Source organism: Streptomyces sp. NPDC044704 (assembly GCF_056433525.1).
In genome coordinates this window covers 23,071-38,819 of sequence record NZ_JBWKGY010000022.1, presented here as the reverse complement: position 1 = coordinate 38,819, position 15,749 = coordinate 23,071, and the positions used below count along the sequence as shown (strand labels likewise).

General features: G+C 74.0%; 14 protein-coding genes. 10 read left to right on the top strand and 4 right to left on the bottom strand.

Features of this window, described 5'->3' with window-relative positions; all coding sequences use genetic code 11:
- The first annotated feature begins 86 nt into the window (after positions 1-86).
- Positions 87-1,634: a carboxylesterase/lipase family protein gene (locus AC07B0_RS34415; RefSeq protein WP_478899875.1), complete on the top strand. Its 1,548-nt coding sequence runs from the start codon at positions 87-89 to the stop codon at positions 1,632-1,634.
- Positions 1,635-1,682: 48 nt separating this feature from the next.
- Here the strand turns inward: AC07B0_RS34415 and AC07B0_RS34410 are convergent, their stop codons facing one another.
- Complete coding sequence (locus AC07B0_RS34410) at positions 1,683-3,344, bottom strand: AMP-binding protein (RefSeq protein WP_478899873.1); 1,662 nt, start codon at positions 3,342-3,344, stop codon at positions 1,683-1,685.
- Between the two features lie 49 nt (positions 3,345-3,393).
- Positions 3,394-4,809 (bottom strand): FAD-dependent monooxygenase, encoded by a 1,416-nt coding sequence (locus AC07B0_RS34405; protein ID WP_478899872.1) that lies wholly within the window; start codon positions 4,807-4,809, stop codon positions 3,394-3,396.
- A gap of 70 nt (positions 4,810-4,879) precedes the next feature.
- On the opposite strand from AC07B0_RS34405, the gene AC07B0_RS34400 reads away from it, so the two are divergent.
- Positions 4,880-5,530, top strand: coding sequence for a TetR/AcrR family transcriptional regulator C-terminal domain-containing protein (locus AC07B0_RS34400; RefSeq protein ID WP_478899871.1), 651 nt, complete (start codon positions 4,880-4,882; stop codon positions 5,528-5,530).
- Positions 5,531-5,542: 12 nt separating this feature from the next.
- Here AC07B0_RS34400 and AC07B0_RS34395 read toward each other — a convergent pair whose 3' ends face one another.
- Entirely contained in the window at positions 5,543-5,989 is a 447-nt protein-coding gene (locus AC07B0_RS34395; protein WP_478899870.1) for a DUF7144 family membrane protein, read from the bottom strand.
- 162 nt (positions 5,990-6,151) lie between these two features.
- Between AC07B0_RS34395 and AC07B0_RS34390 the strand changes: the two genes are divergently transcribed.
- The 6 genes from AC07B0_RS34390 to AC07B0_RS34365 all read left to right on the top strand — a co-directional run bounded on the left by AC07B0_RS34390 (position 6,152) and on the right by AC07B0_RS34365 (position 11,765).
- Positions 6,152-6,778, top strand: coding sequence for an alpha-ketoglutarate-dependent dioxygenase AlkB (locus tag AC07B0_RS34390; protein ID WP_478899868.1), 627 nt, complete (start codon positions 6,152-6,154; stop codon positions 6,776-6,778).
- Between the two features lie 86 nt (positions 6,779-6,864).
- Complete coding sequence (locus AC07B0_RS34385) at positions 6,865-7,857, top strand: tellurite resistance/C4-dicarboxylate transporter family protein (RefSeq protein WP_478899867.1); 993 nt, start codon at positions 6,865-6,867, stop codon at positions 7,855-7,857.
- 54 nt (positions 7,858-7,911) lie between these two features.
- On the top strand, positions 7,912-8,346 hold the full coding sequence (locus tag AC07B0_RS34380; protein ID WP_356876964.1) for a VOC family protein: 435 nt from the start codon (positions 7,912-7,914) through the stop codon (positions 8,344-8,346).
- 21 nt (positions 8,347-8,367) lie between these two features.
- Positions 8,368-9,054: a Rossmann-fold NAD(P)-binding domain-containing protein gene (locus AC07B0_RS34375; protein WP_478899866.1), complete on the top strand. Its 687-nt coding sequence runs from the start codon at positions 8,368-8,370 to the stop codon at positions 9,052-9,054.
- 57 nt (positions 9,055-9,111) lie between these two features.
- Positions 9,112-11,403: a phosphatase domain-containing protein gene (locus AC07B0_RS34370; RefSeq protein ID WP_478899864.1), complete on the top strand. Its 2,292-nt coding sequence runs from the start codon at positions 9,112-9,114 to the stop codon at positions 11,401-11,403.
- A 14-nt stretch (positions 11,404-11,417) separates the two neighbouring features.
- Positions 11,418-11,765: an NYN domain-containing protein gene (locus AC07B0_RS34365; protein ID WP_478866244.1), complete on the top strand. Its 348-nt coding sequence runs from the start codon at positions 11,418-11,420 to the stop codon at positions 11,763-11,765.
- Between the two features lie 30 nt (positions 11,766-11,795).
- Here the strand turns inward: AC07B0_RS34365 and AC07B0_RS34360 are convergent, their stop codons facing one another.
- On the bottom strand, positions 11,796-12,320 hold the full coding sequence (locus tag AC07B0_RS34360) for a hypothetical protein (protein ID WP_467291724.1): 525 nt from the start codon (positions 12,318-12,320) through the stop codon (positions 11,796-11,798).
- A gap of 307 nt (positions 12,321-12,627) precedes the next feature.
- Between AC07B0_RS34360 and AC07B0_RS34355 the strand changes: the two genes are divergently transcribed.
- Together AC07B0_RS34355 and AC07B0_RS34350 are read left to right on the top strand one after the other, a co-directional pair.
- Positions 12,628-13,461, top strand: a complete 834-nt coding sequence (locus AC07B0_RS34355; protein ID WP_478899863.1) for a hypothetical protein — start codon at positions 12,628-12,630, stop codon at positions 13,459-13,461.
- Between the two features lie 34 nt (positions 13,462-13,495).
- On the top strand, positions 13,496-15,664 hold the full coding sequence (locus AC07B0_RS34350) for a bifunctional serine/threonine-protein kinase/ABC transporter substrate-binding protein (RefSeq protein WP_478899861.1): 2,169 nt from the start codon (positions 13,496-13,498) through the stop codon (positions 15,662-15,664).
- Positions 15,665-15,749 lie beyond the last annotated feature (85 nt).

Sequence of the window (15,749 nt, the reverse complement as noted above, 5' to 3'; positions counted from 1 at the left end):
TCGCTCGGTCGCGCAGGGTAGTGCCGCGGTTGTCGTGGGGGCCGCCCCACGGCTGCCCCGCGAGCCGATGAGGACGAAGGAGTCACGTGCCCAGCCAGACCCAGCAAGTGGAAACGGCCTACGGAACGGTCGCCGGTCAGGTCGAGGACGGCATCGCCCGTTTCCTCGGCATCCCCTACGCCGCCGCCCCGGTCGGCGCCCTCAGGTTCGCCGCCCCCGCCCCGCCGGAGCCCTGGGAGGGCGTGCGGGACGCCTTCGCCTTCGGCCCGACGCCTCCCAAGCCCTCCGTCGAGGGCCAGTTGGGGGAGCTGATGCCCGACCCGTCCGTACCGGGCGACGAGTGGCTCAACCTCAACGTGTGGAGCCCCGACCTCGACCCCGACGCCGGACTCCCCGTCATGGTGTGGATCCACGGCGGCGCCTTCACCACCGGATCGTCGGCGGTCACCGCCTACGACGGGGCGACCTTCGCCCGGGACGGGGTCGTTTGCGTCACCCTCAACTACCGCCTGGGCGTGGACGGTTTCGGGTACATCCCCGACGCCCCGCTCCCGGCCAACCGCGGACTGCACGACCAGATCTTCGCCCTGCGCTGGGTCCGGGACAACATCGCCCGCTTCGGCGGGAACCCCGGCGACGTCACCGTCTTCGGCGAGTCCGCGGGCGCCATGAGCGTGCTCACCCTGCTCGCGCTCGACCTCGGCCTCTTCCACAAGGCCATCGCGCAGAGCGGCACCGCGCACATCACCCAGACCCCGCACGACGCCGCGCTGGTCCTGAACGCCATCGCCGCCGAGGCGGGCGTCCAGCCCACCGCCGAGGCCCTCGCCGCCCTGCCGCTCGCCAACCTCATCGCGGCCCAGAAGGCGGTCGGCGCCGACATCACCAACTCCGCGAACCCGGTGAAGTACGGGGAGACGACCATCGCCTCCTGCGGCATGTCGCTGATGCCCGTCATCGACGGAGAGCTGATCACGCAGCGCCCGATCGACGCGATCGCGGCCGGGAAGGGCAGCGACGTGCCCCTCCTCGCGGGCACCAACACCGAGGAGTTCAGGCTCTTCGTCGTGCCCACCCCGATGGTCTACTGGCTGGTTCCCCAGCAGTTCAAGAACCGCGTCGAGGCCTACGGCGTCCCCGCCGACTTCTACGACCAGTACAAGGCCAACAGCACGAGCGCCTACCCGCGCAACGCGCCCTCCGGGATCGCCGCGGCCGTCCTCACCGACCGGATGTTCCGGATCCCGACCTACCGGGTCGCCGAGGCCCGCGCCCAGTCGGGCGCCGCCACCTACCTGTACGAGTTCGGCTGGCGCTCGCCGGTCACGCCCAACACCATCCAGGTGAAACTGGGCGCGTGTCACAGCCTGGAGCTCCCCTTCGTGTGGAAGACCCTCGACGTCCCGGACACCCGCCCCATCACCGGCCCGAACCCGCCGCGGGACCTCGCCGAGGTGATGCACCGGCAGTGGGTCCAGTTCGCCGTGACCGGCCTGCCCGGCTGGGCCGCCTACGACACGGGCACCCGCCCGGTCATGACCTTCCGCCACGACAACGGAGAGGCCGACCGGGTCGTGGCCGACCCGCGCGAGGCCGAACGCAAACTGTGGGAGGGCGAACTCTCCGCCGGCTGACCCCGGCCGGGCTCCCCGGGCTTCCCGGGCTCCCCGGGGCCACCGGTCCTACGGCTGATCGAGCAGGCGGGCCGCCACCGCGCGCATCTCCACCTTGCGGATCTTCCCGGTCACGGTCATGGGGAACTCGTCCACGACGTGGACGTAGCGCGGGATCTTGAAGTGGGCGAGCCGTCCGTGGCAGTACGCGCGGACGGCTTCCGCGCTGAGCGGCTCGGCGCCCTCGCGCATCCGCACCCACGCCATCAGCTCCTCCCCGTACTTGGGATCGGGCACGCCGATGACCTGGACGTCCAGGACGTCGGGGTGGGAGTGGAGGAACTCCTCGATCTCGCGCGGGTACAGGTTCTCGCCGCCCCGGATCACCATGTCCTTGATCCGGCCGGTGATGGCGAGGTACCCCTCCCCGTCCATGACCGCCAGGTCGCCGGTGTGCATCCAGCCCTCCGGGTCGACGGCCTCCGCGGTCTTCTCCGGTTCCCCCCAGTAGCCGAGCATCACCGAGTAGCCCCGGGTGCACAGCTCGCCCGGGGTGCCGCGCGGCACGGTCCGGCCGGTCTCCGGATCGACCACCTTGACCTCCAGGTGCGGGCCCACCCGGCCCACCGTGGAGACCCTGCGCTCCACCGGATCGTCCGCACGGGTCTGTGTCGACACCGGAGAGGTCTCCGTCATCCCGTAGCAGATCGACACCTCCGTCATGCCCATGCGCCCGATGACCTCGTTCATCACCTCGACCGGGCACGGCGAACCGGCCATGATCCCGGTCCGCAGGCTCGACAGGTCGTACTCCTCGAAACCGGGTGCGGCCAGCTCGGCGATGAACATGGTGGGCACCCCGTACAGGGAGGTGCACCGCTGTGCCTCGACGGCCGCGAGGGTGGCCACCGGGTCGAAGGCGGGCGCCGGGATGACCATCGCGGCGCCGTGGCTGGTGCAGGCGAGGTTGCCCATGACCATGCCGAAGCAGTGGTAGAAGGGCACCGGGACGCACACCCGGTCCCGCTCCGTGTATCCGCACAACTCGCCCACGAAGAAGCCGTTGTTGAGGATGTTGCGGTGCGAAAGGGTGGCGCCCTTCGGGAAGCCCGTGGTGCCCGAGGTGTACTGGATGTTGATCGGCTCGTCCGGACTCAGGGCCGCCTGCGCCCGGACCAGCGCGGCGGGATCGGCCGCGCGCCCCCGGACGAACAGCGAGGTCCGCAGCGGCCCGTCCAGCAGGGCGACGAACTCCAGCCCGGCGCAGCGCGGCCGGACCTCCTCGATCATCGCGGCGTAGTCGGAGGTCTTGAAGCGCTCCGCCGCGACGAGCAGCCGGATCCCGGACTGGCCCAGCACGTACTCCAGCTCGTGCGAACGGTAGGCCGGGTTGACGGTGACGAGGACGGCCCCGATCTTCGCGGTGGCGTACTGCACCAGCGTCCACTCGGCCCGGTTGGGGGCCCAGATCCCGACCCGGTCGCCCTTGGCGATGCCGAGGTCCAGCAGCCCGAGCGCCAGGGCGTCCACGTCGGCCGCCAGCTCCGCGTACGTCCACGTGCGGCCCGCGGCCACGTCCACGAGGGCGTCGCGGTCCGGGAACCGCCGCACCGTACGGTCGAGGTCGTCCCCGATCGTGTCGTCCAGCAGCGGAACCTCCACGCTCCCGGACGCATAACTCGACGCGACGGACACACGTACCTCCTGGACTCGCTGCCGGCGTGCGCCCATGATCCTCTCCCGGACGCCCCGGGCCAACCCCCCGGCCCGCCGCGATCCCCTACAGGCCGAACCGGGCCGCGTAGGCCGCCGCTCCCGTCGCCGTGCCGCCCGCCCAGCCCACGTAGCCGTCGGGGCGGACGAGGAACACCCCGTCCCCGTAGGCCCCGTACGACGGGAACCGGACGGTGCGGACGCCGGGCAGCTCCGGCAGGGCGGTGCCGGCGCCGGCGCCGACGGCCAGCAGCGTCCACTGCGGGCCCCGGAACGAGTCGAAGAGCCGGACGCCGTCGCGCGAGCCGTCCGGGGCCCGGTCGCCGGCGCGCAGGGCGTCCTCGGGCAGCCCGGTGCGCGTCTCCACCGCCAGCGACGACTCCCGGTAGCCGAGGCCGAGCTGACGGGTGGCCTCGCCGCGCCGGGCCTCGCCGCGGTGGATCCGGGTGGACAGGCCGAGCATTCCGGCCGCGACGGGCAGGCGTTCCTCCTCGTACGAGTCGAGCAGCGAAGCGGGCGCGCCGTCCCGCAGGACGGCGCCCAGCTTCCAGCCCAGGTTGTACGCGTCCTGGACGCTGGTGTTGAGGCCCTGGCCGCCCGCCGGGGAGTGGACGTGCGCGGCGTCGCCGGCGAGGAAGACGCGGCCGGCGCGGAACCGGTCGGCCATCGCGGCCCGCGGCCTGAAGTCGGAGGCCCAGCGCACCTCGGTCACCTGGGCGGGTGCGAGGTGCGAGCGGGCGGCGACGGCCTCGCGGATGCCGGCGGGGGAGAGGTCGACCTCGGCGGCCTCGGGGAACTGCGCCACCACCTGGAAGAGGTCCGTACCGGGCAGCGGGCAGACCGCGAGGTAGCCCCCGCCGTCGGCCGGCGGGAAGAGGTGCCAGTGGTCGCGGTCGAGCCCGGTGACGCGGACGTCCGCCACCAGCACGGGGTGGGGGTCGACGGTCTCACCGGTCATGCCGATGCCCAGGGAGCGCCGCACCGTGGACCTGCCGCCGTCCGCGGCGACGGCGTACCGGGCGCGGACGGGCGCTCCGGAGGCGAACGTGGCCGTCACCCCGTCCGGGTCCTGCGTGAGAGAGGTGAGCTCCCGGCCGAACGCGACCTCGCCGCCCAGCTCCACGAGGCGGGCGAAGAGGACCTCCTGCGTCCGCCACTGGGGCACCAGCCAGGGAGCGCCGTACGGTGCGCCCTCGTCGGGCTCGGCCTCGTCGAACATCCGGTGCTCGCCCTGGCGGACACCGTCCTGCCAGACCATGCCGACCGGGTACGGGGCGCCGGCGGCCCGGACCGCGTCGTGCAGGCCGAGGTCGTCGAGCACCTCCAGGGTGCGGGGCTGGAGCCCCTTGCCGCGCGAGCCGGGGAAGAGGCCGCCGGCCCGCTCCACGACGAGGGCGCGGACCCCGCGCCGGGCGAGGTCGACGGCGAGTGCGAGCCCGGTGGGTCCGGCTCCGACGACGAGTACGTCCGTGTCCTGCCGCATGAAAATCTCCTTAACGCTGTTAAGTGCGATGCCCTCCGAGCGTGCGCTTAACGGTGTTAAGCTGTCAAGCGTGGCAACGAGGAGAACCCCCAAGCTGGACAAGAGGCAGGCCGTCGACACGGCGCTGCGGCTGCTGAACGAGGTCGGCCTCGACGGCCTGACCCTGCGCGCGATCGCCAAGGAGCTGGACGTCCAGGCGCCCGCCCTCTACTGGCACTTCAAGAACAAGCAGGAACTGCTCGACGAGATGGCCACGGAGATGTACCGCCGGATGGCCGCCGGGCGGCAGCCCTCCCCGGACGCCACCTGGCAGGAGCGGCTCACGGCCTCCGGGCTGGGCCTGCGCGCCGCCCTGACCGGCTACCGGGACGGGGCGAAGGTCTACAGCGGCTCCCGCTTCACCGGCACCGAGCACGCCGTGCGGATGGAGGAGCACCTCCGCGCCTTCGTCGACGCGGGGTTCACCCCGTCCCAGGCCGTCCGGGCCCTCACGACGGCCTACTTCTTCACCCTCGGCTTCGTCGCGGAGGAACAGGGCGTCGTTCCCCTGCCCGGTGAACGCCGCGAGGGCTACGACGTCGACGAACGCGCGGCCCGCATGGCCGCGTTCCCCCTCGCGGCGGCGGCCGGCGCCGAACTCTTCGAGGACTACGAGGCGGGGTTCGAGGAGGGCCTGCGCCTGCTGGTGGCGGGCATCGAGGCCCGCTACGGCATCGCCTGACCCCGCCGTGCGTCAGACGGCCCGGTCCGCGTCGGCCTCGCGGTGCATGCCCGTGCACAGGGCCCAGATGATCAGCAGGTTGACGGCGATCAGCACCAGCGCCCACAGCGGGTAGTAGGGGAGCCAGAGGAAGTTGGCGATCGCGCCCAGGCCGGCGATGGCCACGCCGAAGTACCGTGCCCACAGGGCTCCGGTGAGCACGGCGCAGCCCGCGACGACCAGGATGACGCCCAGGATCAGGTGGATCCAGCCCCAGGCCGTGAGGCTGAGCTCGAACACGTAGTGGCGCGTCATGAGGAACAGGCCGTCGCTGGCGATCGCCGAGATGCCCTCCAGGACGGCCATGATCCCGCCGAAGATCATCAGGGCTGCCGCGAGCATGGTCGTTCCGGAGACGGGCGCGTGCGTGGCGCTCGTGCGCGCGCGGCTTGCTTGGGGCCGGGTGGCGTCACTGGCCATATCGATCTCCTCGGGTGGCAGGGCCGGCCGAGCAGCCGGGACTGGCATGACCCCCCGATTCAGCGTTGCACAGGGGCTTTGCGTCGGCATTCCGGCCGGAAGCGGGCCCGCACCCGCACAGATAATCGCGCAGATGTTCGATTTCGAGGGTATCCTTAAGACATGCACGCGCTCCAGGGATCCCTCTTCGACCAGACCGACGAGATCCGGCTCGGCCCGCTCGCCGGAGTGCGGCGCACGCACCTGGGGGCCGGGGCCTGGGTGGACCGGCTGCCCGGCTGGCTCACCGGGGCCGACGCCCTCTTCGAACGGCTCGCCGCCGAAGTGCCCTGGCACGCCGAACGGCGCCAGATGTACGACCGCGAGGTCGAAGTGCCCCGGCTGCTCGCCTTCTACGGGGACGGCGAGACCCTGCCCCACCCCGTCCTCACCGAAGCCCGCACCGCCCTCGGCCGGCACTACGCCGCCGAACTCGGCGAGCCCTTCGTCACCGCCGGACTGTGCCTCTACCGCGACGGCCGCGACAGCGTCGCCTGGCACGGCGACCGCACCGGCCGCTCCTCCACCGAGGACACCATGGTCGCGATCCTCTCCGTCGGCGACCCGCGCGACCTCGTGCTGCGCCCCCGCGACGGAGGCGCCACCCTGCTCCGGCTGCCGCTCGGCCACGGCGACCTCGTCGTGATGGGCGGCTCCTGCCAGCGCACCATGGAGCACGCCGTCCCCAAGTCGGCCCGCGCCGTCGGCCCCCGGATCAGCGTCCAGTTCCGTACCCGAGGCGTCATGTGAGGACGCGGCGCGCCGCCCCGGGGGCCCCGCCGAGCTGAGGTGTCATGGGCGTGCGTCCGAACCGGCACCCCTCGAAGCGGAGGAACATGAGCCCCGTACCCGTCCGCGGCTGGTGGGCCGGACTCACGCCCGCCGCCGGGGCCGCCGTCATGGCCGCCGGCATCCTCTCCGTCGGCCTGGACCTCGTCGGCCGCACCTGGTTCTCCCTCGGCGTGCTGGCCGTCGCCGTCGTGCTGTGGCTCCTGCTGGCCGCCGACTTCGCGGTGCGGCTCGTCGCCGACCGGGGCCGCTTCAAAGCCGAGGCGTACACCCCGCCCGCCCTCACCGCCGTCGCCGCGACCGCCGTCATCGGCACCCGCGTCGCCCAACTCGGCCGGCCGGGCGCCGCCACCGCCCTGCTGGTGCTCGCCGCCGTCCTGTGGCCCGTACTGCTCTACACCGTCGTACGGCACTGGCGCCGGCGGATGCCCGGGGCCGCCTTCCTCGCCTGCGTCGCCACCCAGGGACTCGCCGTACTCGCCGCCACCCTGGCCGCCGAACAGCGCCTCGCCTGGCTCGCCCGGGCCGCCCTGGCCTGCTTCTGCCTCGGGCTGCTGCTCTACGCCCTCGCCCTGCCCCGCTTCGACTTCCGGGAGGTCGTCAGCGGGGCGGGCGACCACTGGGTGGCCGGCGGAGCCCTGTCCATCACCGCCCTCGCGGGGACGAAACTCACCGCCTCGCCCGTCTGGACCGGCCCCGCGCACACCGCCCTGCGCACGCTCACCCTGGCCTGCCTCGCCGTCTCCCTCGTCTGGTACGCCGTCCTCCTCGCCGCCGAAGTGCGCAGCCCCCGCCCGCACTACGACACCCGCCGCTGGTCCACCGTCTTCCCGCTCGGCATGACCGCCACCGCCTGCCTGTCCGCCGCGACCGCGACCGGCGTCGGCTGGCTGCGCCCCCTGGGGGAGGTCCTGCTGTGGATCGCGCTCGGCGCCTGCGCCCTCACCTGCGCGGCCTTCCTCCTGTCCCGCCGGCCGGCCCGCCCCCGCCCGCCCCACGGCTCCGGCCCGCCGCGGGACTCCGGTACCGCGGGCCGGTGACGCCGCACGGCCTTCCGGTGGCGGGCGGAAGGACCAGTCAGTAGGGTCCCCGGCATGGCGTACACGTTCCAGGTGGTCATCGACTCCAACGACCCGCACCCCCTCGCCGACTGGTGGGCGGACGCCCTCGGCTGGGAAGTGGAGCCCAGCGACGAACAGTTCATCCGCGGCATGATCGCGGCGGGCCACGCGACCGACGACGACACCACCACCCACCGCGGCACGCTCGTCTGGAAGATCGGAGCCGCGATCCGCCACCCCGAGGGACTGGAGCGGGCGCCCCGCCTCCTGTTCCAGCTGGTGCCCGAGGCCAAGACCGTGAAGAACCGGGTCCACCTGGACGTCCGCATCGGCGAGGACGACCCGCAGACCGTGATCGAACGCTTCCTCGCCAAGGGGGCCACCCGGCTCCACGAGGCCCACCAGGGCCCGTTCAACTGGACCACCCTCGCCGACCCCCAAGGCAACGAGCTCTGCGTCACGTACTGACGGGGACGTAAGCTGCCCGGCGTGAACGTCATCCTCTTCGGCGGAACCGGAATGATCGGGCGGGGCGTCCTGCGCGAGTGCCTGCGGGACGACGCCGTCACCGGCGTCCTGGCCGTCGGGCGCACCCCGCTGGGCGTCAGCCACCCCAAACTCCGCGAATCCGTCCAGCCGGACCCCACCGACCTGTCCGCCCTCACCGCCGAGCTCCCCGGCTACGACGCCTGCTTCTTCTGCCTCGGGGTCTCCTCCGTCGGCATGAAGGAGGAGGCCTACCGCCGCGTCACCCACGACCTGACGCTGGCCGCGGCCCGCCCGCTCGCCGCGGCGAACCCCCGGCTCACCTTCGTCTACGTCTCCGGCGAAGGCACCGACAGCACCGAGCAGGGGCGCTCCATGTGGGCCCGGGTCAAGGGCAAGACCGAGAACGACCTGCTGGAACTCCCCTTCCAGGCCTACATGTTCCGCCCCGGCATCGTCCAGCCCGTACGCGGCGTCCCCTCCAAGACCCGCCTCTACCGCACCCTGTACGCCGTCACCGGGCCGCTGATCACGCTGCTCCGGCGGATCGCGCCGAACCTCGTCACCACCACCGAGGACCTCGGCCGCGCGATGATCGCCGTCGCCACCCCCGGCACCGAACACCCCGGCCGCATCCTGCGCCCCCAGGACATCAACCGCCTCGGCGCCGCGACGACCAGGCATAATTGACTACCGGGCACCCCCTCCCGCACCCGAGAATGAACCATCTCAAACCGGGAGGAACCCATGAGCCAGGACCACCTGACTCTGCATGACCTGGTGCCCGCTCAGGCACTGGCCGAGTCGATCGCAGCCGGGTACGTGACCCGCAAGCCGCACCCCGAGCTGCCGCTGTCGATCTACACCTACACGCGGTCGGCCCAGTACGAGGGCGTCTGGGACCAGGTCACCACGCGCTGCCGCGGACTCGTCGCCGACGACACCACCGGCGCGGTCGTCGCCCTGCCGCTGCCGAAGTTCTTCAACGTCGGCGAGCACGAGGCGGGCATGCCGTACGCGCCCGCCCTCCCGGACGAGCCGTTCGAGGTGTACGACAAGGTCGACGGCAGCCTCGCCGTGGTCTTCCACTACGCGGACCGCTGGCGCGTCGCCTCCAAGGGTTCCTTCGTCAGCACCCAGGCCACCTGGGCCCAGCACCGCCTCGACGGCAAGGACACCTCCGCGCTGCGCCCGGGCGTCACCTACCTCGCGGAGATCCTCTACCCGCAGAACCGCATCGTCGTGAACTACGGCGACCGCCGCGACCTCGTCCTCCTCGCCGCCTTCGGCCCGGACGGCACCGAGGTCCCGCTCGCCGAGGCCGCGCCCGACTGGGAGGGCATCGGCTCCGTCGTCACGGTGTGGCCCGCCATGCCCCTCGACGAGCTGATCGCGCTGACCGAGTCCAACACCATGCCCGGCGGCGCCGCGGCGACGGGCACCGACGCGGAGGGCTTCGTCCTGCGCTTCGCCTCCGGCGTGCGCGCCAAGGCCAAGCTGTCCGAGTACGTACGGCTCCACCGGGTGCTCACCGGCGTCAACGAGCGCGACATCTGGCGCAGCCACGGCATCCAGCGGTTCGCCGGCCTGCCCGTCAACCGGCTCGCCCAGGGCCTCAACTGCACCGCCGCCGAGGTCGAGGCCTCGGGCGGCAAGCCGCTGGACGCGCTGCTGGAGCAGGTGCCCGACGAGTTCGACGCCTGGGTGCGCGAGGTCATCGCACGCCTGGAGGAGCGGGCCGCGGCACACGAACGCGCCATCGACGAGGCCTACGCGGGCCTCGCGCACCTGGCCGGCGACCGCGGAGCCTTCGCCCGCGCGGTGAAGGAACTGCCGGACCGGGAAGTCCGCCCGGCCATGTTCCTGCGGCTCGACGGCCGGCCGACCGAACTCACCACCTGGCGCCGGGTCCGGCCCGAGGTGGCCGACTCGTACGCCACCGACGAGGAGGGCGCGGACGAGCCCACGGGCACCCGCCGACCCGCGCCCGCGCCCGCACCGCGCGCCGCCGCACCGGCCGCGGTCCGCCCGGCGGCGCCCGTCGTACGGCAGCCCGCCGCCCGCGCGACCGGTCCCGGGGAAGCCGGGGACGGGGCTCCGGAGGCCGCGCTGCCCGTCGTACACGTCATGACGGGACTGCCCGCCTCCGGCAAGACGACCGCCGCGCGCGCCCTCCAGGCGCGGTCCGGCGGCCGCATGCGCCGGGTCAACCTGGACGACCTGCGGGCCATGCTCGACCTGCCGGACCCCGGGCGCCGTTCCCACGCGCACGAGCAGACCGTGCTGGAGATCCAGGACGCGGCGGTCCGCGCCGCCGTCGAGGGCGGCTTCGACGTGGTCGTCGACAACACCCACCTCACCAAGAACATCCCCAAGCGGCTCAAGGCGGCCGTGGGCGGCCTCGCCACCTTCGTCGTGCACGACTTCACCGACGTACCCCTGGAGGAGTGCCTGCGCCGGGACGCCGCCCGGGAACGCCAGGTCGGCGAGGAGATCATCCGGATCCTCGCGGACAAGCACCAGAAGGCCCGCAAGGGCGGCTGGCGGCTCACGGCGGAGTGGATGAACGGCGGCTCCGACGGCGCGGCCGTACCCGCCGTACGGACGTACGTCCCCGACCTGGCGCTGCCCCCGGCCGTGCTGTGCGACATCGACGGCACCCTCGCGCTGCTCGGCAACCGGGGCCCGTACGACTTCTCGCGCTGCGAACTCGACCTGATCAACGAGTCGGTACGGCACGCGCTGGACGCCTTCCGGCGCGCCGACGGCGACGCGATCGTGCTGCTGTCGGGGCGCAGCGAGGAGCACCGCCCGCAGACCGAATCCTGGCTGCGGACGCACCGGGTGCCCTACGACGAGCTGTGGATGCGGGCCGCCGGGGACTCGCGCCGCGACGACATCGTGAAGGCGGAGCTCTTCGACGCGCACGTCCGCGACCGCTACGCGGTCCGGATGTCGCTCGACGACCGGGACCGGGTGGTGGCGGTCTGGCGCCGGATGGGCCTGCCGACCTGGCAGGTCAACTACGGCGACTTCTGACGGGTGACGAAGCGATGACGGTCCTGATCGTGGACGCCGCGAACGTCGTGGGGTCGGTGCCGGACGGCTGGTGGCGGGACCGGCGCGGCGCCGCCGAGCGGCTGCGCGACCGGCTCGCGCTGCGGGACCGGGGCGAGGAGATCATCCTCGTGGTCGAGGGCGCCGCCCGCGGCGTCCCGTCCGTGCCCGGCGTACGGGTGGACGAGGCGCCCGGGAGCGGGGACGACCGGATCGTCGAGCTGGCCGCGGCCCATGCGGGCCGCGGCTGCGTCGTGGTCACGGCGGACCGGGAACTGCGCGAGCGGGTGCGGGCCCACGGCGCGGAGTGCGCCGGGCCCCGCAGCGTACGCCCGGAGGCGTGATCCGGAGGGTGCTCCGGACGTCCCGGAGGGTCAGAGGCGGCACCACTTCACGGGGGTGATGTCCTTGACGTACCGGGCGGAGACCCAGGCCCGCTTGCGCTTGGCGCGCACCCCGTCGCCGCTCGCCGAGTCGTCGCCGCCGTCGACGCCCTCGCGTCCGTCGTCGCCGTTGACGGGCTCGTTGCCGTTCATGTCCTCCTTGCGGTCCTTGCCGTCGAGGAGGTACCAGAGGTCGTTCCCGTCGACCTTCTCACCGCGCAGCTTGCACGCGAGCGCCAGCTTCTGGTTCGGGTACACCTTGCCCAGCTCGTACCCGCGCGTGCTCGGCTTGCTGCGCACCTTCAGCGGGCCGCGGGAGACGACCTTGCCCAGGGCGTGCCGCGGCTTGGGGTAGACGACGGGTCCGTTGAGCTCCGCGTCGTCGTGGACCGCGTGCTCCTGTGCGGGCCCGTCGGCGACCGGACCCTCGTCCGCGACGGCGGCGCCCGCACCGACCAGGCCGAGCACCAGGCTTCCGGCGGCGAGGGCGAGGACGGTCCTGGGGGGCTTCAGCATGAGCCGGCTCCTCTACGAAGACTTCCGCCCGGCCGCGACGCGCGGCCCGGGGCGGCAACCATGCGGCTGCCAGGGACGACTATGGCGAGGCGACCGCTCCGGGCCCCGCCGACGCACCGCCCTTTAGCCCGATATGCCCAATCCGCGCCCGCCGCCGCAGGGGCGGGGGCCGGTGGACCACCTCTGCCGCCCACCGGACAACTGGCCCTCCTACTCAGGTGATTGGGCTCACGTACTCAGGAAACCCGGCCCCCCGGTGGCTACCGTGTGAGCGACAGGGGGAACCACGGCGGTTCAGGGGGCGGACATGCGGCGTGCGCGGGCGATGACGGGGGCACTGGGCGGGACGCTGGCCGCGTCACTGTTCCTGGCCGGATGCGGCACGGACGCCGGCGGGACGGGACCGGGGCCCGGCCCCTCGGGGACGGCCGCCACCGCCCCGCCCGCCACGACGCCGGCACCGGCACCCTCCGGGTCGACGCCTCCCGGGACGCTGCCCACGGCGTACGCCTTCACCCCCGACCCGGCGCGCGTCCCGCGCACCGCCGAGGAGGCGCGGCGGTTCACCCGTGCGGCGGCACTGGACCCCGACTCCTGGTCGGCCGGCATGGTCCGGCACGAACCGTACGAGGGCGGCGGCGACTGGCCCGTCCTGTCCGCGGACTGCGCCTGGTCGCGCGGATCCCTGCCCGACGGCGTGCTCGACACCTACACCCGGAAGATCGACGTGCCCGCCAAGGACGGAAAGGGCCGCGTCCTCGGGTCGGTGACCCTCACCGTGCACCGCGACGCCGACGCCGCGGACCGCGACATGCAGGACACGGTGCAGCAGAGCTTCCGCTGCCCCGACCAGAACCTGGGCGGCGGCCAGAACCTCCGCGGCCTGATGTCCATGCACCAGCCCAAGGAGTCGGTCCTGAACGCCGACGCCTCGATGTTCGAGTCCGGGAAGTTCACCTCGGAGGAGGCGGGCGGCGCCGGCGCACCGCAGGGCTACGTGTGGACCAAGTCCCGGATCGGGCCGGTGGTGATGGCGCTGTCCGTCAAGGGCGCCCAGGGCTACGAGATCCGCGACCTCCTCCTGCTGGCCGCCGAGGGCGGAGCCAAGGCCCTGTACCGCGTCGAACTGGAGCTGAAGTGAGCACCGCCGACGCACGGGTCGGGAGCGCCCGCTGATGCAGCCGCTGCACGCCGCCGATCCCGCCCGGATCGGCGGCTACCGCATCCTCGGCCGCCTCGGCGCGGGCGGCATGGGCGTCGTCCTGCTCGGCCGCACCGCGGGCGGGGCCCTCGCCGCCGTCAAACTCGTCCGCGCCGAGTACGCCGACGACCCTGCCTTCCGGGTCCGCTTCCGCCGGGAGGTGGCCATCGCCCGCCGGGTGCGCAGCCCGTGGGCCGTACCGGTCGTCGACGCCGATACCGAGGCCCCGGCGCCCTGGCTGGCCACGGAGTTCGTGCCGGGGCCGCCGCTCAGCGACGCCGTCGCCCGGGCCGGCTGGCTGCCGCCCGACAGCGTGCGCTTCCTCGGAGCCCGGCTCGCGGAGGCCCTCGGCGCCGTCCACGGAGCCGGACTGGTGCACCGCGACGTCAAACCGGCGAACGTCCTGCTCGCCACCGACGGACCCCGGCTCATCGACTTCGGCATCGCCCGGGCCCTGGACGACACCGTGCTGACCGCCACCGACGTGGTCATCGGCTCCCCGGGCTTCCTGTCCCCGGAACAGGCCCAGGGGGGCCACATCGGTCCGCCCAGCGACATCTTCGCGCTGGGCTGCGTCCTGGCGTACGCGGCCACCGGGCGGCGGCCGTTCGGATCCGGCCCGGTCGAGGCCATGCTCTTCCGCACCGTCCACGACACCGCCGACACCACCGGGATCCCGCACGACCTGCTGCCCGTCATCGCCGCCTGCCTGGCCAAGGCCCCCGGCGACCGGCCCACGGCCGACGGACTCCGGCAGGCCCTGACCGGGGACGCTCCCGGCCCCTGGCTGCCCGCGCCCCTGCTCCAGCTGATCGCGGAACGCTCGGCGCGGATGCTGCAGCTGCCCGACATCGAACCGACCCGGCAGACGGCCCCCGTGACCACGCCGGGAACCGCCCCCGAGCCCCCGGCGGCGCCCGGGGGCGGGGCCCCGCCGGGAACCGCCCCCGCGGACCGCTCCCCGCGCCGCCGGGCCGTCCTCGGGGCGGCCGCCCTGACCCTGACGGCCGGCGGCGGCGCGGCGGCCTGGCTCGTAGGCCGCCGCTCCGACCCTCCCGAAGGGCGGGGCGCCCGCCCCGAGCGGCCCGTCCTGGCCATCGGCCTCCAGGCCGACCTGAGCGGCCCCGGCCGGGCCGTCGGCGAGGCCCAGCGCGACGGCGCCCGGCTGGCCGTGGCGGAACTCACCGCCCGCACCGAACTGCCCTTCGCCTTCCGGCTGTCGGAGGCCGACGACCGGGGCGCGGCCGGGCCGGCCGCCGAGGCGGCCGCGGGCTTCGCCGCCGACGCGTCGGTGGTGGCCGTGCTGGCGGCCACCGGCGGTCCGGCCGTCGCCGCCGTGCTGACCCGCTACGACCAGGCGGGGCTGCCCCTCCTCAGCGCCTCCGACGGGGACACCACCCACATCAACCGCGTCTTCACCTGCCTGCGGCCCAACGACGCCTACCAGATGCGGCCCGTCGTGGAGTACCTGACCGGCCGCGACCGGGGCACCACGCTGATCGTGGACGACGGCACCCCGTACGGCTGGCAGACCACCCGCGCCCTCAGCGAGGCACTGCGCGCCGGCAAACGCCCCGTGACCCCGGCGACGGTGGCCGCCGACGCCGACCACGCGGCGCTCGCGCGCGACGCGGTCCGGGCCGGGCCCGGCGCGGTGCTCTACGGCGGCGGCCCCGCCGGCGCGGCCCGCCTCGCCCGCGCCCTCGCCGGGGCCGGGTACGAGGGCCGGGTGATCGGCACCCGGGCGGTGCACGACCCGCGGTTCCTGACGGAGGCGGCCGGGAGCGCCGAGGGCTGGCTGCTGGTCTCCACCGCCGTCGACCCCGCCGCCTCGCCCGCGGCCCGTGCCTTCGACGTCGCCTTCCGGGCCCGGCACGGCGGCCCGGCCCCGCTGCACGCGGCCGAGGCGTACGACGCGGTGCACCTCCTGGCCCGGTGCGCGCAGGGGCTGGGCCGGAGCCGGGTGGGCCGCGGGGACCTGCTCGCGACGGTGCGCGGGACGACGTACGAGGGGGTGTCGAAGAAGTACGCCTTCGAGGCGGCGAACGGCACCTTCACCGGGGAGGGCGGCCTGTACTTCTACGAGGTGGCCTCCGGGCGGTTCCGGCTGCTGGGCGACCGCCCGACGGTCTGGCCCGCGTGAGGCGCCGGCCGGGGCGTGGAGTTCGAGCCGAAGCACGAGCACCCTTTCGGGGGACTCCCGTTCGCCCGGCGCGTGGCTAGCATTC

What these genes read in the sequence shown, in the direction of transcription:
- AC07B0_RS34410 (WP_478899873.1), bottom strand. Translation starts at nt 3,344, where the DNA reads ATGGGCGCACGCCGGCAGCGAGTCCAGGAGGTACGTGTGTCCGTCGCG.
- AC07B0_RS34405 (WP_478899872.1), bottom strand. Translation starts at nt 4,809, where the DNA reads ATGCGGCAGGACACGGACGTACTCGTCGTCGGAGCCGGACCCACCGGG.
- AC07B0_RS34395 (WP_478899870.1), bottom strand. Translation starts at nt 5,989, where the DNA reads ATGGCCAGTGACGCCACCCGGCCCCAAGCAAGCCGCGCGCGCACGAGC.
- AC07B0_RS34390 (WP_478899868.1), top strand. Translation starts at nt 6,152, where the DNA reads ATGCACGCGCTCCAGGGATCCCTCTTCGACCAGACCGACGAGATCCGG.
- AC07B0_RS34385 (WP_478899867.1), top strand. Translation starts at nt 6,865, where the DNA reads ATGAGCCCCGTACCCGTCCGCGGCTGGTGGGCCGGACTCACGCCCGCC.
- AC07B0_RS34380 (WP_356876964.1), top strand. Translation starts at nt 7,912, where the DNA reads ATGGCGTACACGTTCCAGGTGGTCATCGACTCCAACGACCCGCACCCC.
- AC07B0_RS34370 (WP_478899864.1), top strand. Translation starts at nt 9,112, where the DNA reads ATGAGCCAGGACCACCTGACTCTGCATGACCTGGTGCCCGCTCAGGCA.
- AC07B0_RS34365 (WP_478866244.1), top strand. Translation starts at nt 11,418, where the DNA reads ATGACGGTCCTGATCGTGGACGCCGCGAACGTCGTGGGGTCGGTGCCG.
- AC07B0_RS34360 (WP_467291724.1), bottom strand. Translation starts at nt 12,320, where the DNA reads ATGCTGAAGCCCCCCAGGACCGTCCTCGCCCTCGCCGCCGGAAGCCTG.
- AC07B0_RS34355 (WP_478899863.1), top strand. Translation starts at nt 12,628, where the DNA reads ATGCGGCGTGCGCGGGCGATGACGGGGGCACTGGGCGGGACGCTGGCC.
- AC07B0_RS34350 (WP_478899861.1), top strand. Translation starts at nt 13,496, where the DNA reads ATGCAGCCGCTGCACGCCGCCGATCCCGCCCGGATCGGCGGCTACCGC.